The 15,493-nt window shown below is 37.4% G+C and carries 15 protein-coding genes; 2 read left to right on the forward strand and 13 right to left on the reverse strand.

The genetic code is table 11. The features are described from left to right. Positions 1-33: 33 nt before the first annotated feature. The 3 genes from ASG38_RS11540 to truA are packed head-to-tail and all read right to left on the reverse strand — an operon-like array spanning position 34 to position 2,853. Complete coding sequence (locus ASG38_RS11540) at positions 34-318, reverse strand: hypothetical protein (RefSeq protein WP_056070870.1); 285 nt, start codon at positions 316-318, stop codon at positions 34-36. A 10-nt stretch (positions 319-328) separates the two neighbouring features. Beyond that, a complete protein-coding gene (locus tag ASG38_RS11545; protein WP_056070872.1) occupies positions 329-2,077 on the reverse strand; it encodes an ABC transporter ATP-binding protein in 1,749 nt (582 codons plus the stop codon). A gap of 14 nt (positions 2,078-2,091) precedes the next feature. Continuing rightward, positions 2,092-2,853: a tRNA pseudouridine(38-40) synthase TruA gene (gene truA / locus ASG38_RS11550; RefSeq protein WP_056070875.1), complete on the reverse strand. Its 762-nt coding sequence runs from the start codon at positions 2,851-2,853 to the stop codon at positions 2,092-2,094. 168 nt (positions 2,854-3,021) lie between these two features. On the opposite strand from truA, the gene ASG38_RS11555 reads away from it, so the two are divergent. After that, positions 3,022-3,519, forward strand: coding sequence for a metallophosphoesterase (locus ASG38_RS11555; protein WP_056070878.1), 498 nt, complete (start codon positions 3,022-3,024; stop codon positions 3,517-3,519). A gap of 17 nt (positions 3,520-3,536) precedes the next feature. On the opposite strand, the gene ASG38_RS11560 is transcribed toward ASG38_RS11555, so the two are convergent. From ASG38_RS11560 to ASG38_RS11575, 4 genes are all read right to left on the reverse strand, one after another. Then, complete coding sequence (locus ASG38_RS11560; RefSeq protein ID WP_056070880.1) at positions 3,537-5,315, reverse strand: ATP-binding protein; 1,779 nt, start codon at positions 5,313-5,315, stop codon at positions 3,537-3,539. Beyond that, a complete protein-coding gene (locus ASG38_RS11565; RefSeq protein WP_056070883.1) occupies positions 5,296-5,610 on the reverse strand; it encodes a hypothetical protein in 315 nt (104 codons plus the stop codon). Before ASG38_RS11565 ends, ASG38_RS11560 begins: the two co-directional genes overlap by 20 nt. 17 nt (positions 5,611-5,627) lie before the next feature. Beyond that, the gene (locus ASG38_RS11570) at positions 5,628-6,287 is read right to left on the reverse strand and encodes a response regulator transcription factor (protein WP_056070886.1); all 660 of its coding nucleotides are present in this window, start codon (positions 6,285-6,287) and stop codon (positions 5,628-5,630) included. Positions 6,288-6,449: 162 nt separating this feature from the next. Next, a complete protein-coding gene (locus ASG38_RS11575; protein ID WP_056070889.1) occupies positions 6,450-6,860 on the reverse strand; it encodes a DUF4293 domain-containing protein in 411 nt (136 codons plus the stop codon). Between the two features lie 186 nt (positions 6,861-7,046). Between ASG38_RS11575 and rho the strand changes: the two genes are divergently transcribed. Then, entirely contained in the window at positions 7,047-8,909 is a 1,863-nt protein-coding gene (rho, locus tag ASG38_RS11580; protein ID WP_056070892.1) for a transcription termination factor Rho, read from the forward strand. A gap of 52 nt (positions 8,910-8,961) precedes the next feature. Here rho and ASG38_RS11585 read toward each other — a convergent pair whose 3' ends face one another. The 6 genes from ASG38_RS11585 to ASG38_RS11610 form a co-directional block, all read right to left on the reverse strand. Next, a complete protein-coding gene (locus ASG38_RS11585; RefSeq protein WP_056070895.1) occupies positions 8,962-9,756 on the reverse strand; it encodes a class I SAM-dependent methyltransferase in 795 nt (264 codons plus the stop codon). Positions 9,757-9,828: 72 nt separating this feature from the next. Continuing rightward, positions 9,829-10,920, reverse strand: coding sequence for an endonuclease (locus tag ASG38_RS11590; protein ID WP_056070898.1), 1,092 nt, complete (start codon positions 10,918-10,920; stop codon positions 9,829-9,831). Between the two features lie 136 nt (positions 10,921-11,056). Further along, a complete protein-coding gene (locus ASG38_RS11595) occupies positions 11,057-12,145 on the reverse strand; it encodes an endonuclease (protein ID WP_056071438.1) in 1,089 nt (362 codons plus the stop codon). Positions 12,146-12,149: 4 nt separating this feature from the next. After that, positions 12,150-13,373 (reverse strand): RsmB/NOP family class I SAM-dependent RNA methyltransferase, encoded by a 1,224-nt coding sequence (locus ASG38_RS11600; protein ID WP_056070901.1) that lies wholly within the window; start codon positions 13,371-13,373, stop codon positions 12,150-12,152. A gap of 115 nt (positions 13,374-13,488) precedes the next feature. Then, positions 13,489-14,712 carry a hypothetical protein gene (locus ASG38_RS11605; protein WP_056070903.1) on the reverse strand — a complete coding sequence of 408 codons (1,224 nt, stop codon included), beginning with the start codon at positions 14,710-14,712 and terminating at the stop codon, positions 13,489-13,491. An 88-nt stretch (positions 14,713-14,800) separates the two neighbouring features. Continuing rightward, positions 14,801-15,493, reverse strand: a 693-nt coding sequence (locus ASG38_RS11610) for an AraC family transcriptional regulator (protein ID WP_082482206.1), incomplete at its 5' end; no start/stop codon positions are given.

Here is a 15,493-nt window from a genome sequence, read left to right on the forward strand (position 1 = left end):
GCTCTCGCAAAGTTTCCACAACTGCTGTTAGTATCAATTTTTATTTTTTGTCACAATTCTTATAAAAGCATACAAAGCCAGTGTTTGTAGCGTAACATTTATGAATACGAGCATAAACCCGAAACCCTCGGAGCCAACAGCATAAAACGGATAGGTTTTGTCAATCAGATAAATCGGAAAACTGAGAAAAATAATAATCAGATTGGAGAGATTGACCAAGAACCTGTTTGAAGACTCCTGAATGATATAAGTACAGGAAATTCCAATAATTATTTCAAGAATAATGACAATAAAAAGAAGTTTGAAGAATAATTTCATGAGTTGGGTATTAGCTCTCTACTGCAAACTGGGAGTAGTATAGGTTTTTGTAATAACCTTCTGCCTTGTTAATCAGCTCGTAATGTGTTCCCTGTTCTACTACTTTTCCTTTTTCCATGACAATAATCTTATCGGCATTCACAATAGTTGCCAATCGGTGGGCAATTACAATTGAAGTTCTGCCTTTCGTGATGGTTTCCGTAGCCTTTTGAATCAATTCTTCAGAATAGGAATCAATAGACGAAGTAGCCTCATCAAGAATCAGTATACTCGGATTGCTTACAAAAGCCCTTAAGAAAGCAATAAGCTGTCGCTGTCCGGAAGAAAGCATTACACCACGTTCTTTTACATTATAATCATAACCATGCGGCAATGTCATTATAAAATCATGGACGCCAATTTCTTTTGCAGCACGGATGACATCTTCTCTTGAAATATCCGGATGCTCAAGGGTAATATTGTTGTGAATCGTATCGGCAAAAAGAAATACATCCTGAAGCACCACGGCAATCTGGTTTCTAAGGCTTTTTAAAGTAAAATCTTTTATATTGGTACCGTCAATCAGTATTTCACCTCCGTTAATTTCATAAAAACGGTTCAGCAGGTTTATAATTGTCGATTTTCCTGCTCCGGTAGCTCCAACGATAGCAATAGTTTCTCCTTCTTTGACATGAATATTGATGCCTTTCAGAACTTCTTCTTTACCGGTATAGCTGAAATGTACATTTTTAAAATCGATGTTGCCTTTAAAAGTAGGAGCCGTAACTTTTCCTTTATCCTGAATATGTCCTTCCATATCCAAAACTTCAAAAACACGGTTCGCAGCAATCATACCCATCTGCATTTCATTGAATTTATCCGCAATCTGGCGTAAAGGATTGTAAAGCATCCCGATAAACATAGTATAAGAGAATAAATCTCCAAAGGTCGTCGTTCCGTTTGCTGCTACGATGTTCATTCCACCATACCAAACAACCAGGCCAAGAGAAATAGACGAAACAATATCAGCAATCGGGAAAAATATAGAGTTGTACCAAACGTTTTTAATCCAGGCTTTTTTATGCTTGTCGTTGATTACTTTGAATTTTTCATATTCGATATCTTCTCTCGAAAATAGCTGTACGATTTTCATTCCGGTAACACGTTCCTGTACAAAAGTGTTGAGGTTAGCAATCTGCGTTCTCACTTCTTCAAAAGCCACCTGCATTTTTTTCTGGAAAACGCGTGTAGCATAAACCAGTACCGGCATAGCGCACATTACAATGATAGTAAGCTTCCAGTTCATATAGAACATAAAAAGCAATACGACTACCATTTTCAGCAGGTCACTTATAATCATAAACAATCCCTGACTAAAGATTTTTGAGATGGATTCAATATCAAAAACGGAACGCGTTACCAGTTTCCCGACCGGCTCATTGTCAAAATATTTCATTTTGAAACTCATCATATGGCCGAAGAGTTTTACACGGATATCTCTGATGATATCTTGTCCGAGCCAATTGGCAAGGAAAACGAAATAAAATTGCGAAACGACCTCAATAATCAAGGCGCCTCCCATTAATAAGATAAAGTATAATAGTCCGGTAGCGTCTTCCGGCTGTATGTAACTGTCAACAGTCTGTTTTAGCAAATAAGGGCGGAGTGCAGCAAAAACCGACAAAGTAACCGCAAAGAAAATAACCCAGTAATACCGGGTTTTGTACGGTTTGGTGTACTCCATTATTCGTTTAAATATTTTAGTATCAGATGCTTTCATTTCTTTTTTCGAGGCTAATTTTTGTCAATCGGCTGAGTGCCACAAATATAAGGATATTCCACTTTGGTTAGAAACAGACCCTGGGCCGGGGCAGAAGCTCCGGCTTCATTTCGGTTTTTACTTTCGATAATTTTTCTGAAATCTTCCAGACTTGTCTTGCCCATGCCAACAGCTACTAATGTTCCTACAATGGCACGTACCATATTTCGCAGGAAACGGTCGGCAGCAATTGTAAAGACCAGTTTATGCCCGTCTTGTTTCCAATAAGCTTCCATGATTTTGCATTGGAAAGTTTTTACATCGGTATTCACTTTTGAAAAACACTGAAAATCGCTGAATTCGAAAAGAATTTTTGCGGCCTGGTTCATTTTTTCCATATCAAGAGCCTGATGGCAGTACCAGCTTAAAGGTTCTTCAAAGACATCCTTTACGGTTGTAACATGATATTCGTAAGTTCTTTTCACCGCATCAAACCGGGCATGGGCATCATCCGCAACAGTATGGATTTTAAGAATGGCAATATCTTTGGGCAGATAAGAATTGAGCCTGTTCTTTAAAATTGTTGCCTCAAAAGAAATTTCCGTATCAAAATGGGCAAACATTTGTTTGGCATGAACGCCGGTATCTGTTCTTCCCGCACCCGTAATTTCAATATCGCTCCGAAGCAGGACAGCAATAGCCTTGCCCAGCGTTTCCTGCACAGAAGGAGCGTTAGGTTGTTGTTGCCAGCCGTGGTAATTTTTGCCGTTATAGGCAAATTCGATGAAATATCTCAAGGTGAAGTAAATCCAAAGTTTTGAAAAACAAAGATAGTCATAAGTTTTATAGGAGTAAGAATGCAGGGTTTCAAATTTTTCTTAAAGTTATGAACTAAAAGAGTTTTGTTTTTTAGATTCAGGACTCTGGAAACTTTGTAATTTTATCCGGCCTAATTTTTAAGACAGATGAAAAAAATTCTTTTACTTTCCGATACCCACGGGCATATAGATGACACGATTTTAAAATATGTCGACCAGGCAGACGAAGTATGGCATGCCGGAGATATTGGCGACCTGATTGTAACAGATACTTTAAAAAAACACAAACCATTACGGGCTGTTTTTGGCAATATTGACGGTGATAAGGCAAGAATGGAATTTCCGCTGAACAACAGATTTATGTGTGAAGACGTAGATGTCTGGATTACACATATTGGTGGCTATCCCGGAAAATATAGTCCGGCTGTTAAAAGTGAAATTGCTTTAAATCCACCAAAACTTTTCATCACAGGACACTCGCACATTCTAAAAGTAATGTTTGATAAAAAATTAAACCTGCTCCATATGAATCCCGGAGCCTGTGGTATTTCCGGTTTCCATCAGGTGAGAACTATGCTTCGTTTTGTTATTGTAGGCGATAAAATTAAAGATTTGGAAGTAATTGAAATAGGGAAGAGGCCATAGAGGATTGGTATCTAATTTTATTTCGGAATTTGGAGTTTGATGTAAATCAAGGTTCCGGCATTAATTTTTGAATTGATGGAAATGGTGCCTTTTAAGTGCTTAATTCTGGATTTGATTTGTGTAAGCCCAAAACCATCACTCAATAATTCCTTGCTCGTATCAAAGCCTTTACCATCATCTTCAATAGTAAGCAGAAGCTGTTTGTTATTCTCTTCCAGCGTAATATAGGCTTTAGAAGCTTTACTGTGCTTTATGATATTGTTGAAAAGTTCTGCAGTAATAAAATACACCCGCATTTCAAACTCTTCGTTGTAACGTCTTCCTTGTGGAACATAACTGGAATATTCAAACTGAAGTATGGAGTTTGAGTTTTTTTCACAAAGGTCCTGCAAAGCATGAAACAGTCCAAACTTGGCCAATAATGGCGGAATCAGTTCATGCGATAAATCCCTGACATTATCGTGTGCTTCCTTAAGAATAGCCCGGGTCTTTTGGATTTCTTCAGAATTTTCTGTGGGATTTTTAGCAGCATAGGCAGAAAGATGGAGTCCGGCAGAAGACAACAATGCACTAATACTATCGTGAAGTATGGTAGCAATATTTTTTCGTTCAATTTCCTGTCCGTCAATGGTTGCATTGATGATATTTTGCTTAATCTGCCTGTCCAGTTCTATAAATCTGTTTTTTTGTTTCAGCCTTAAGTTCTGGTAGAAGAAATAGAACAGGATGGTACTGAAAGCAAAAAGCGCAATAAAAATCAGGATTATTTTTTGATTGTTCTTTTGCTTTTCCTCCATTAAACGCTGCTTTTCTTTGTTCTCGTTCTCGATTTTTTCAATCTTGTATTTTGTCTCTACATCCGAAATGGCTCGTTTGATATTATCTTCATAAATTGTTTCGTTAACATGAAAATATTTATTCATGTAGTCGATAGCATTTTTATAGTCGCCCATCATTTCATAGCCATATGACAGGTTGAGATATGTATCACTAACATTTTGTGAAATAGTATCGCTAGGGTTGATTTCCAATATTTTCAAATATTGTTCGATACCTTTTTTATAATTTTTTTCAACAGTAAGAGAATGGTAGCCAAGATTACTTAAGCTCGTTACAATACGTTCTGTACTTTTGCTTTTTTCGGCATAAAAAGCACAACTATCAAGATACTTTTTTGCCAACACATAATTTTGTTTATTGGAATAGTAAGTGTAATAATTATTATAACTTGATGAAAGTCTTGAAAAATCTCCCGACTTTTTCGCGCTTCTCATTATTTTATTCATGTAAAATGTAACACTATCTGAATCTAAATAAAAAAGAGCTTTATAAAGTCTTTGATAGACGAATAAATCATCACTCAAAAGATTATTTCTTTTTCTTAAATTTAAAGATATTTCATAATATTTTTTTGCTTTTTTATAGTCCCTAATAGAAGCATAACGATGGCCTATATCTTCCATTATTTTTATTCGGGACTCTACAATATTATGGTCTTCTGCAATTTTAAGGGCCTTGAATAAGGTTTCGAAGGATTTTTGATTATCATTAAGCATAAAATAGATGTCAGCCTTTTTGAGGCTGACATCACAATACCTTTTATAATCTTTGTTTTCCAGATAGAGCTTTGACTTTTCTCTTGAATATTTTAAACCATTAAGGTAGTCTTTATTCTCAATATAATAGGATAAAGAGTCTTTGGCTTTATCTTGAGCCGTTACAAATCCGGAAAATAAAATGAATAGTAATAGTATTGTCCAAAATGGCAATTTGAAATTAGTCCATTTTAAGGTCATCTATTCTCAATCTTGGTTTTTTTGTTACAGGATCACCATCACCAATTCCGCCACTATTTCCATCAGGAAGTTCAAAATCTACATTGATAACATTCTCTATACAAGAAAAGTATTCGTAGTATTCTACAAACTCAGTTGATGGGTCTTTCTCGTACGGTTTTAAAGTAACGGCAATAATATTAACGTCATAAGGGTCTACAAAGGTGGTGTACTCGCAATTGATGGGGATTTGAAAAGCTACTCTAAAAGTATCATCTTCTTTTCCGATACTGTAGTTTTTTAAGAATAATGACATAGTTTCTGATTTATAGATTAATTAATTAAGTTATGTTTTAAGGCGTATTTGACCAATCCGATGGTTGTTTTTACATTAAGCTTTTTGATCAGGTTCTTGCGGTGGGTTTCTACAGTATTGGTACTGATATTCAGCTCTTCGCCAATTTGCGTTCCGCTGTATTCCATTGTGATGAGTTTGAGTACTTCCAGTTCTCTTTCCGTAATTGAGGAAAGCGGCATGGCTTCATTAATGTAACTCTGTTGTGGTATTTTAGAAAATGATTCAAAAATCCGGTCGCGTATGGATTGTGAAAAATATTCTTCTCCATTTGCGACTACATTGATGGCCTCAATAATATTTTCACCGGCGCTTTGCTTGCTCAGATAGCCGTTAGCACCTAGTTTTAGTACTTCTTTTATGATTTTTACATCATCATAACTGGAAAGTATGATGACCTTACAGCTAAAACCTTTTGTGGCGAATTCACGAAGCACCTCAATACCGTCTTTTATGGGCATATTAATATCCATGACAAGTACATCGGCTTTGCTTTTTTCGACATCTTCGACCAGATTTTCGCCGTTTAGCGAGTATCCGGCGACTTCAAACTTAGGGTTGGTCTTCAGCATTGAAAGCATGCCGTCAATGAGAACCTGGTGATCGTCAGCGAGATATATTCTAATTTTTGTGTCCATTTATGGGGTAATTGGCTTAACCAAATTTAACTTTTTTTTTGAAGTAATACCACAACAAATTAATTTAACCTTGCGAAATGCGATAAAAATCGATGAACTACAAAAAAAGCCCGAACAAAGTTCGGGCTTTTTCACGCACTAAATAAAACTAAGTTTATAGGTTTATCTCAATCGGTCCACAGATTTTACGAGATCTTCATCCTTTTTTATGGCTTTGTTTGCAAGCACTAGAAAAACGATAGAAAAAATAGGTAGAAACATCCCAATACCCTTCTCAGAGGTCGCCACCTCTCCGGATACGCTTAGTGAATGATATACAAATAATCCTAATAAAATTAAATTTAATATGATATTCAATCTGCCAAGGACAAATTGCAATTGTCTATTCTTAAACAAAAAAATGGCAATCAGTGAAAGAGCAGCACTTAATCCAAACAAAATCATATCTACAAGATGGTCTGCCGCAAAAGTTTTTACACCGGTTGAAGAAGTTTCCAACGGAAAAACAAAAGGCAGTATGCCCATAATAATAAAGGCAATCAGTAGATAGATGGTCTGGATTCTCTGAATCATTTATTTGTTGATTTGTCCCACAAAAATATATTTTCTTTTTCATAAATACTATTGCATGATTAAAATTTATTCGTATTATTGCATAAGAAATCCGTAAGCACTTCATTTAGCGGATTATCCATTTTCAAAAAAAATAGAATCACATCTACTCTTTCAAAGATTCCAACAATTAATTCAAAAACATTCATGTTTGATATTTCTGTATTAAAAGAAATGAAGCTGTCTGAGCTTCAGGATATTGCTAAAGCAACTAAAAAAATAAAGATTAACGGAGTAAAAAAAGAAGCCCTGATTTATCAAATTTTGGATTATCAGGCAGCAAATCCTGAAGTTATTCCTGCTCCGGCCGCTGAAACTGAAGCCAAACCTAAAAGGGCAAGGATAATCCCGGAGAAAAAACCTAAAGTTGCTGTAGAAAATACAAATACCCTTTTTTCTGAACCGGAACCAACAGCTGTAAGCGAACAGCCAATCCAGGAAAAAAAGAAACCCGCTGCAAAACAACCCGTAAATCCTGCTAAAACAGCAGAAACCAAAAGCCCGGATGCAGTTGCAGCACCAACACAAAAAGATAAAAAGCAACGATTCAATAAAAATAATTTTGAGAAACCTCAGGCTGCCAAAGAAGAAGCAGCAGAAAAAAATACAAATGAGGTAGTGGCTCCGCAACCGGTTGAAGTAGAATCGGTTTCTTCTCAAAAAGGGTTAGAAAAAACGGCTAAACAACAGCAGCCACAGCAAAATCAGAAGCAGAACCCAAACCAAAAACAGAATCAAAATCAAAACGGTAACGGAAACCAAAATCCGAACCAAAACCAAAACGGTAACGGAAACCAAAATCCGAATCAAAACCAAAACCAGAATAACAATCCCAACGCAAACCCGAATTTCAAGAACAATAAAAAGGCCAATTTCAGAGATGCTGATTTTGAATTTGACGGTATAATTGAAAGTGAGGGTGTTTTAGAAATGATGCCTGACGGTTATGGATTCTTACGTTCTTCTGATTATAACTATTTAGCATCTCCTGATGATATTTATCTTTCTACTTCTCAAATACGACTATTCGGATTAAAGACCGGTGACACTGTAAAAGGAGTTGTACGTCCGCCAAAAGAAGGGGAGAAATATTTTCCTTTGGTAAGAGTATTAAAAATCAACGGACATGACCCGCAGGTTGTGAGAGACCGTGTTTCTTTTGAACACCTGACGCCACTTTTTCCTGATGAAAAATTTAATCTCGCCGGAAAACAAAGCTCTATTTCTACAAGAATTATCGACTTGTTCTCTCCAATAGGAAAAGGACAAAGAGGAATGATTGTGGCACAGCCAAAAACAGGTAAAACGATGCTTTTAAAAGATATCGCCAATACCATAGCTGCAAACCATCCGGAAGTATATCTTATTGTTTTGCTTATTGATGAAAGACCTGAAGAGGTAACAGACATGCAGCGAAGCGTTAGGGGAGAAGTAATTGCCTCAACTTTTGATGAACCTGCAGACAGACACGTAAAAGTAGCCAACATTGTTTTGGAAAAAGCAAAAAGATTGGTAGAATGCGGTCACGATGTGGTTATCCTTCTGGATTCAATTACTCGTTTGGCAAGAGCTTACAATACAGTTCAGCCCGCATCAGGAAAAGTATTGAGTGGTGGTGTGGATGCGAATGCCTTGCAAAAACCAAAACGTTTCTTTGGAGCGGCAAGAAATATTGAAAATGGCGGTTCTTTGAGTATTATCGCAACTGCCCTGACAGAAACAGGTTCTAAAATGGATGAGGTTATCTTTGAAGAGTTTAAAGGAACAGGAAACATGGAATTGCAGCTGGACAGAAAGATTGCCAACAAGCGTATTTTCCCGGCTATAGACCTTACTTCATCAAGTACCCGAAGAGACGACTTGCTTTTAGACGAAGGAACGATACAAAGAATGTGGATTATGAGAAAATACCTGTCTGATATGAATCCGGTTGAAGCCATGGACTTTATTAATGACCGTTTCAAGAAGACCAGAAATAATGAGGAATTCCTGATTTCTATGAACGACTAATCAAACAGAAATAAAAAAACTCCAATTGCAGTAATTGGAGTTTTTTTATGCCTTATTTTTTTGTTGCTACAATAGAATACACCATCGGGATTTTATTTCCTAAGTGTTTGATATGGTATTTCCCAGGTTCGAATTCTTCGGTTTTATTAAAGCAATCATAGGGCGAATAGTCATATTCATTAAAAGAATTCAATTCCAGACCATTTATGATAAGGCTGTTAAGGATTTCGCTGGTAGCATGGTTCCAACTGATTGTTTTTGAAGAAATTGGAGCCTCTTTATCTGCATAAGTACCATTTATAGTTTCGATTATCGGATTTTCCTTGAAATAATTATAACCGATTCCTTCAAAGTTATCATCGAACATCCAGACAACCGGATGAAAATCTGCCATGATAAATTTACCGCCGGGTTTTAAAAACCGTTGGATTACTTTAGCCCATTTATCCAAATCAGGCAACCAGCCAATTGTTCCGTAACTGGTAAATACAATATCAAATTCTTCGTTAAGATGTTCCGGCAGGCTATATACATCACAATTAACAAAATGAGTATCAAGGTTTAATTGCTGTGCCGTTTCACGTGCCTTATTGATTGCTTTATCAGACAGGTCGACTCCGGTAGTTTTTGCCCCCAGTCGGGACAACGACATCGTATCTTGCCCGAAATGACATTGCAGGTGAAGTATTTTTTTGCCACTGATGTCACCAAGCAAATCCAATTCAATTGGTTTTAGCGTATTGTTTCCTTCCAGAAAACCTTTCTGGTCATAAAATTCGGAATCTACATGGACTTCCGTTTTTTTGTTCCAGGTTTCGCGGTTGATTTCTAGGTAATTATTTTCCATAGTTTTTTTAATAAAAATATAAAAAAAGCCTTTCTGATTTCAGAAAGGCTCTCTATTTATTAGTAGCGATAGTTAGTTTACTATTACTTTTTTAGTAGCCGTTTGGTTTTGTGAACCTAATTTCAGGAAATAAAATCCTGAAGGAAGATTCTCCAAAGTATAAGTATTGTTTTGTGAAGCAGGATTTTTAATTTCCTGAACGATTTGTCCGTTGATATTAATCAATTGGATTTCATCCAAAACGATATCAGACGCAATATTGATTTTACCATTGCTTGCCGGGTTCGGATATACTGAAACAGCAGAAAGCGGATTGAATTCTTGTGTTGAAAGCGACGGCCAACGGTTTTCAGCAGCCGGACCTCCCCAAATCAAAGTGGCCAGATATGGGTTGTCAATAAAAGGATTTCTGTTTCCTTGTCCGTAAGCATTGTTTGCATTCCCTAAATAGGTGTTTCTGTTATCTTCATATTGTGACACCGGATCTTCAGCATTCCACTGAAGGAATAAATCAATCATGTTAGTATCTGACGCTACTGCTGTACCAACCCCAACATTTTTTGGAAGGCATCTGTTACCATATCTCAGGTACATATACATCATCATTCGGGCAACATCGCCTTTCCACTCATCACCAGGATACCAGGTTGATGAAGTAATGTCACGTGAATTTCCGGAACCGGCAGTAAATTTTTCGCTTCCTCTGTCACCATTTCTCTGAACATCGGCAGCTCTTAAGTGATGTGCATCAGCACCAGGCCCTGAAGTTCCTAAGTCTGGAGTTCCCAAAGATTTTGCATAGGTATGCTCTCTGTTCCATTGGCAGGTAGCACCACCACCATCGCTGTTTTTGTTTCTGCGTCTGTGGTCGTTATCGTCTGCCTGAGATGACGGACAGATTGAATTGCTGAAGCCATACAAAAGCAGGACATTCGTGTTTGTAGCATCAGCCGGGTCAAGATCGATAATTTTGATGGCTTCTTCTGCACCATCATAACTTAAATTTCGGGTATGCGTTGATGTAATTTTTTGCGCAAGGGCTGTTTTTAAAGCCATTCCTGTTTGGCTGAAGTCAAATCCGTTGTAATAAGGAGCGGGCGCACCAGCTTGAGCAAAGGCAAAAGATGCACTGAACACCATTGCCAGAGTGTAAAATTTCTTCATTAAATTATAATTAAGGGATGGCAAATGTAATTGGTTTTACCAATAGGATTTTAAAATTTAACGTATTAAATAATGAAAAAATGCCTGATTTTTAAAAATCAGGCATTTTTTGTAAGAATTATATGTAAATGTAACGTTAATTCACTATTACTTTTTTGGTGGCTGACTGGCTGTCAGAAGTCAGTTTTAAGAAATAGAAACCGGATGGTAGATTTTCCAGAGTATAAGTCTTGCCTTGTGATGCCGGATTCTTGATTTGTTGCATGATTTGCCCGTTGATGTTAATCAGCTGTATTTCATCCAACTGCAACTCTGTATCGATATTGATTTTGTGGTTGGTGGATGGGTTTGGATATACATTAACAGCGGCAAGCGATTCGTATACCGGAACAGCAAGCGGCGTACCCCAAACCATGGTTACATAAGCATTATTATCAATGTATGGGTTTCTGTTATTCTGACGGGCATAAATAGCATTGTTTCGTGCTATTTCTTTGGCACTTACAGGGTCTTGTTGGTTCCAGGTAAGCAGAATGTTTAAGAAAGTAGGAGAGAACGCTCTGTCGCTCGAACCATCAAACATAGCTTTAGAAGTCGATGAAGACGAAGTGTAAAAACCGGCAAGCAAATTTTCATAACGTGTAGCAAAGTAAAAAAGAAGCCTTGCAAAGTCACCTTTATATTCATCGATAGGTTCAAAAACAGTAGAAGAGTATCCTGCAGAATATCCTGAATTAAGATTGTTTCCTAATTTAGAACCGTTTTGCGAAGTCCATGTAGCATTTTGCACCACGCCAAAAGGATAGTCGTCTCTTCTGGCATTAACTACTTTGTCTGTAGGCAATACGAAGTGCGCATCAGAATACATTGGTGTGGCTCCGTTGCCAAAATAACTTTGCGGAACAGTGTGTTCACGGTTAAAGAAAACACATTCTGTTGCTGCATTGGTTCCGTTATCCTGATTACCGCCTTCTGCTACTGTACCAAAAGTAAAATCGCAATTGGAGTACATATCCCAAACTTTTCCATTGGCTTTTTTATCAGATGTCTGGTAAGTAGTATAAAGACCTGCATAACTTCGGTCATTATGATTTTTGATAATATTATAAAGCTGGGTTTTTAAAGTATATCCCGTACCTGTAGCAGAATTATAATAACCCGCAGGGGCCTGGGCATATCCTATTGTCGCAATAAGCAATAATAGGAAAGAGTAGTTTTTTTTCATTTGATTATTCTTTTTTGTCTTTTCGTTCAAATAACGCCATATAAAATCCATCAAATCCTGATTCTGAAGCCAGGATTTTAACATCTTTTACAAAGGTAAAGTTTTTTCCCGTCTCTGTTGTTAAGAAACGTTTAACTTGCTCCTGATTTTCAGAGGGTAAGATAGAGCAGGTAGCATATACCAATTTTCCTCCCGGCTTTACTATTTTGGAATAGTTCTCCAAAACTTCGGCCTGTACTTTTCGGATATTGTCGATGAATTCTGGTTGCAGCTTCCATTTGGCATCGGGATTTCTTTTGAGTACACCTAAACCACTACATGGGGCATCAATTAATACCCTGTCAGCCTTTTCATGTAATTTTTTAATAACTTTAGTGGTATCGATAATTCGGTATTCTATATTGAAAGCACCATTTCTCTTGGCTCTCAGCTTTAATTGCTTTAATTTGCTTTCATACAAATCCATTGCAATCAACTGTCCTTTGTTTTCCATTAATGAAGCCAGATGAAGTGTTTTTCCACCGGCACCGGCACAGGTATCAACCACTCTCATTCCCGGTTTTACATCCAGGAACGGAGCAACTAATTGTGAACTGGCGTCCTGAACTTCGAAAAAACCTTCTTTAAAAGCGTCCGTTAAAAATACGTTGGCTCTTTCTTTAAGCACCAAAGCATCCGGTTGGTCTTTTAAAAATTCGGTTTCGATATCCTGGTCCATCAAAATGGCACGAAGTTTTTCTTTGGTAATCTTCAGGGTATTGACTCTTAAAATAACTTTAGCCGGTTGGTTTTGGGCAATGATTTCTTTTGACCAAAGTTCCTCACCCAATTCTTCTATACCTAATTCGTCCATCCAATCCGGTATGGATTCCTTATATTTTCTGATTTTTGAAAGTTCGGCAAAACGGCCTTTTATTTTTCTTTCTGGCGTTCCTTCCAATTGTCTCCAGTCCGGAATAGGGTAGCCTCTTAAAACAGCCCAAACAGCAAAAATTCTCCAAAGATTATCTCTGTCAAAAGGTTCTCTTACTTCTGCAATTTCCATGTAGAGTCTTTTCCAACGAACAATGTCGTAAATAGTTTCTGCTACAAATTTTCTGTCATTGCTTCCCCAACGCTTATCTTTCTTTAAAGCTCTTGCAACAACCTTATCGGCATATTCTCCTTCATTAAAAATAGCATGGAGCGAATCAATGGTCGTATAAACTAAATTTCTGTGTAATCTCATTTTATGTAATTGAGGGGCAAAGGTATCATATTTTTTGCTTGTTTGCCAACAGACATGACTACAATGAAAAAGGCGGTCTGAAAATGACCGCCTTTCTTAAAAATTATATTTTGTTTTAGCCTCTGGAACCGCCGCCTCTTGAGCCTGAATTGCCTCTTGAACCGCCACCGTCATTACCTCTTGACTGTTGTGGAGCACTTTGTCTTGGAGCGGAATTCCCTCTGCTGATGTTTGCGTTGGAAGGAGCACTGCTTCTTGTAGATGATTCAACTCTTGGAGTACTGGCTCTGTTAGGTGTTTCATAACTTCTTGTTGGCGTATTTCGTGTATTTTCTACTCTGGTAGGAGTCTCAATACGGCTGCTTGTAGTTCTTGTAGAATTTGCCCTAATCGTTGTTCCTTCAGAACGTGTTGTGTTTCTTGTGGAAGAAGTAAAGCCACGGTCAGGAGTTCTGGTTCCGGTTGTTCTGGTTTCAGTTATTGCAGGATCAGAATTTCTATTTGCCGTTACTGAATTTCGTGTTCCTGTAGTTGTGCTTCGGGTTACATTTGAATTTCTGGAACCTGTTGTAGCAGATTGATTTCTTGTTGAACCGCCTCTTGTTTGAACCAATTCATATCGATTGCTGACGTTGTTGTTTCTTTGTGCAAATGACCTGTCAGGATGCTGCCTTTCGTATCCGTTTGAACGTCTTGTGTTATACATTGCCACAGCTCTTGAGCTTCTTCTCGTATTTACATAATAGTAGTTGTTATGCACATTGATATGATTGTGGACATGTCTGTGGTATCTGTAAATAGGATACGGATTCCAGGTATAGTAGTAAGATGGATAGTAACTCCAGTACCATGGAGAGTAATAAGGTCTGTAATAGTTAGTCCAGAAAACATTGAATATTACAGGTCTTGTTACATATACGGGTTCATAGATGTAGTTGGTACCATACATATAAACATCACCTACTACCTGAACCTGCACATTGTTATTGCTGTCTCGCTCCACTTCAATTGTTGCAACGTCCTGATAGATATCACGTTCCAAAACAGATTGGATGATAATCAGGTGGGTATTGTTTTCTACAGTTTCGATAACCCGTAGATAGTCTACTTTATTATCGCCATTCAGGTCAAGATTCGAAATCTGCGTTTTAGGGTCGTTTAACCTTCTTTCAAAGTCTGCCAAATCCTGCGAGTCTCCAAAGATGGAAGCTACGGCTCTAAGGTCGAGGTTGTCACTGATATCACTGCTGTTGGCTGTGACGGTCGTCCTGTCTTGTGCCTGGATTTGTGTCGCAAATAAAAATGCGAATAGGGCAGATGTTATAAATTTTGCTTTCATGATTTCTACTTATTTTAAGTGTTCTTGACTGATAATTTTTTCTTTACAAGCTATTGTCCAATATCCGTGCCAAGATTTTACACTACGCTTAGTAGAGTTTAAGAAACCCAGTAGGAGTAAGGCCTGAACTCTTCTTAAATAATTTCGAAAAGTAAGCATAGTCATCATAACCTAAAGATTCGGCTATAGCCGAAAAATTATTTTTGGTATGTAAAAATCGTCTTTTTGCTTCCAGTATAATCCTGTCCGTGATAACCTCAGATGCTGTTTTTCCGATTATGGTTTTTGTAATCCGATTTAGATGTTTCGGACTGATGTTCATCCAGTCTGCATATTGTGAAGGTGATTTTTCTGAGATGTAATTCTTTTCAATCAGGTCTTCAAATTGCTGGAATTTCTCCGAATAAGCACCAGATTTTATGATTTTTGGAGCATTTTCTATCAGATATAACCTCGACAGTTCAATATAAATAATGTCGATATAGCTTATAATAAGCTGTTGCTGAAAATTTTTGGCACTTTCGTATTCATCCAAAAGTTTACGGAATAAGAGTTCTGTTTTTTTGCTGTTTTCACTGTCTAAAGCCAGAAAAGGCGTATTCTGGATGGAATAGAAAAAAGGAAACTGATGCAACCTGTTGTGGGAATAATGCAAATCGTAAAAATTAGCCGTGTGTGAAAAAATATAACCGTCAATATCTTCAGAAAGTTCCCAGTGGTGCGTTTTTCCGGGAGCAAGAACAAATAGGCTTCCGGGTTTGATTTCATAAGAATTAAAATC

The sequence above is a fragment of the Flavobacterium sp. Leaf359 genome, assembly GCF_001423985.1.
GTDB lineage: Bacteria > Bacteroidota > Bacteroidia > Flavobacteriales > Flavobacteriaceae > Flavobacterium > Flavobacterium lindanitolerans.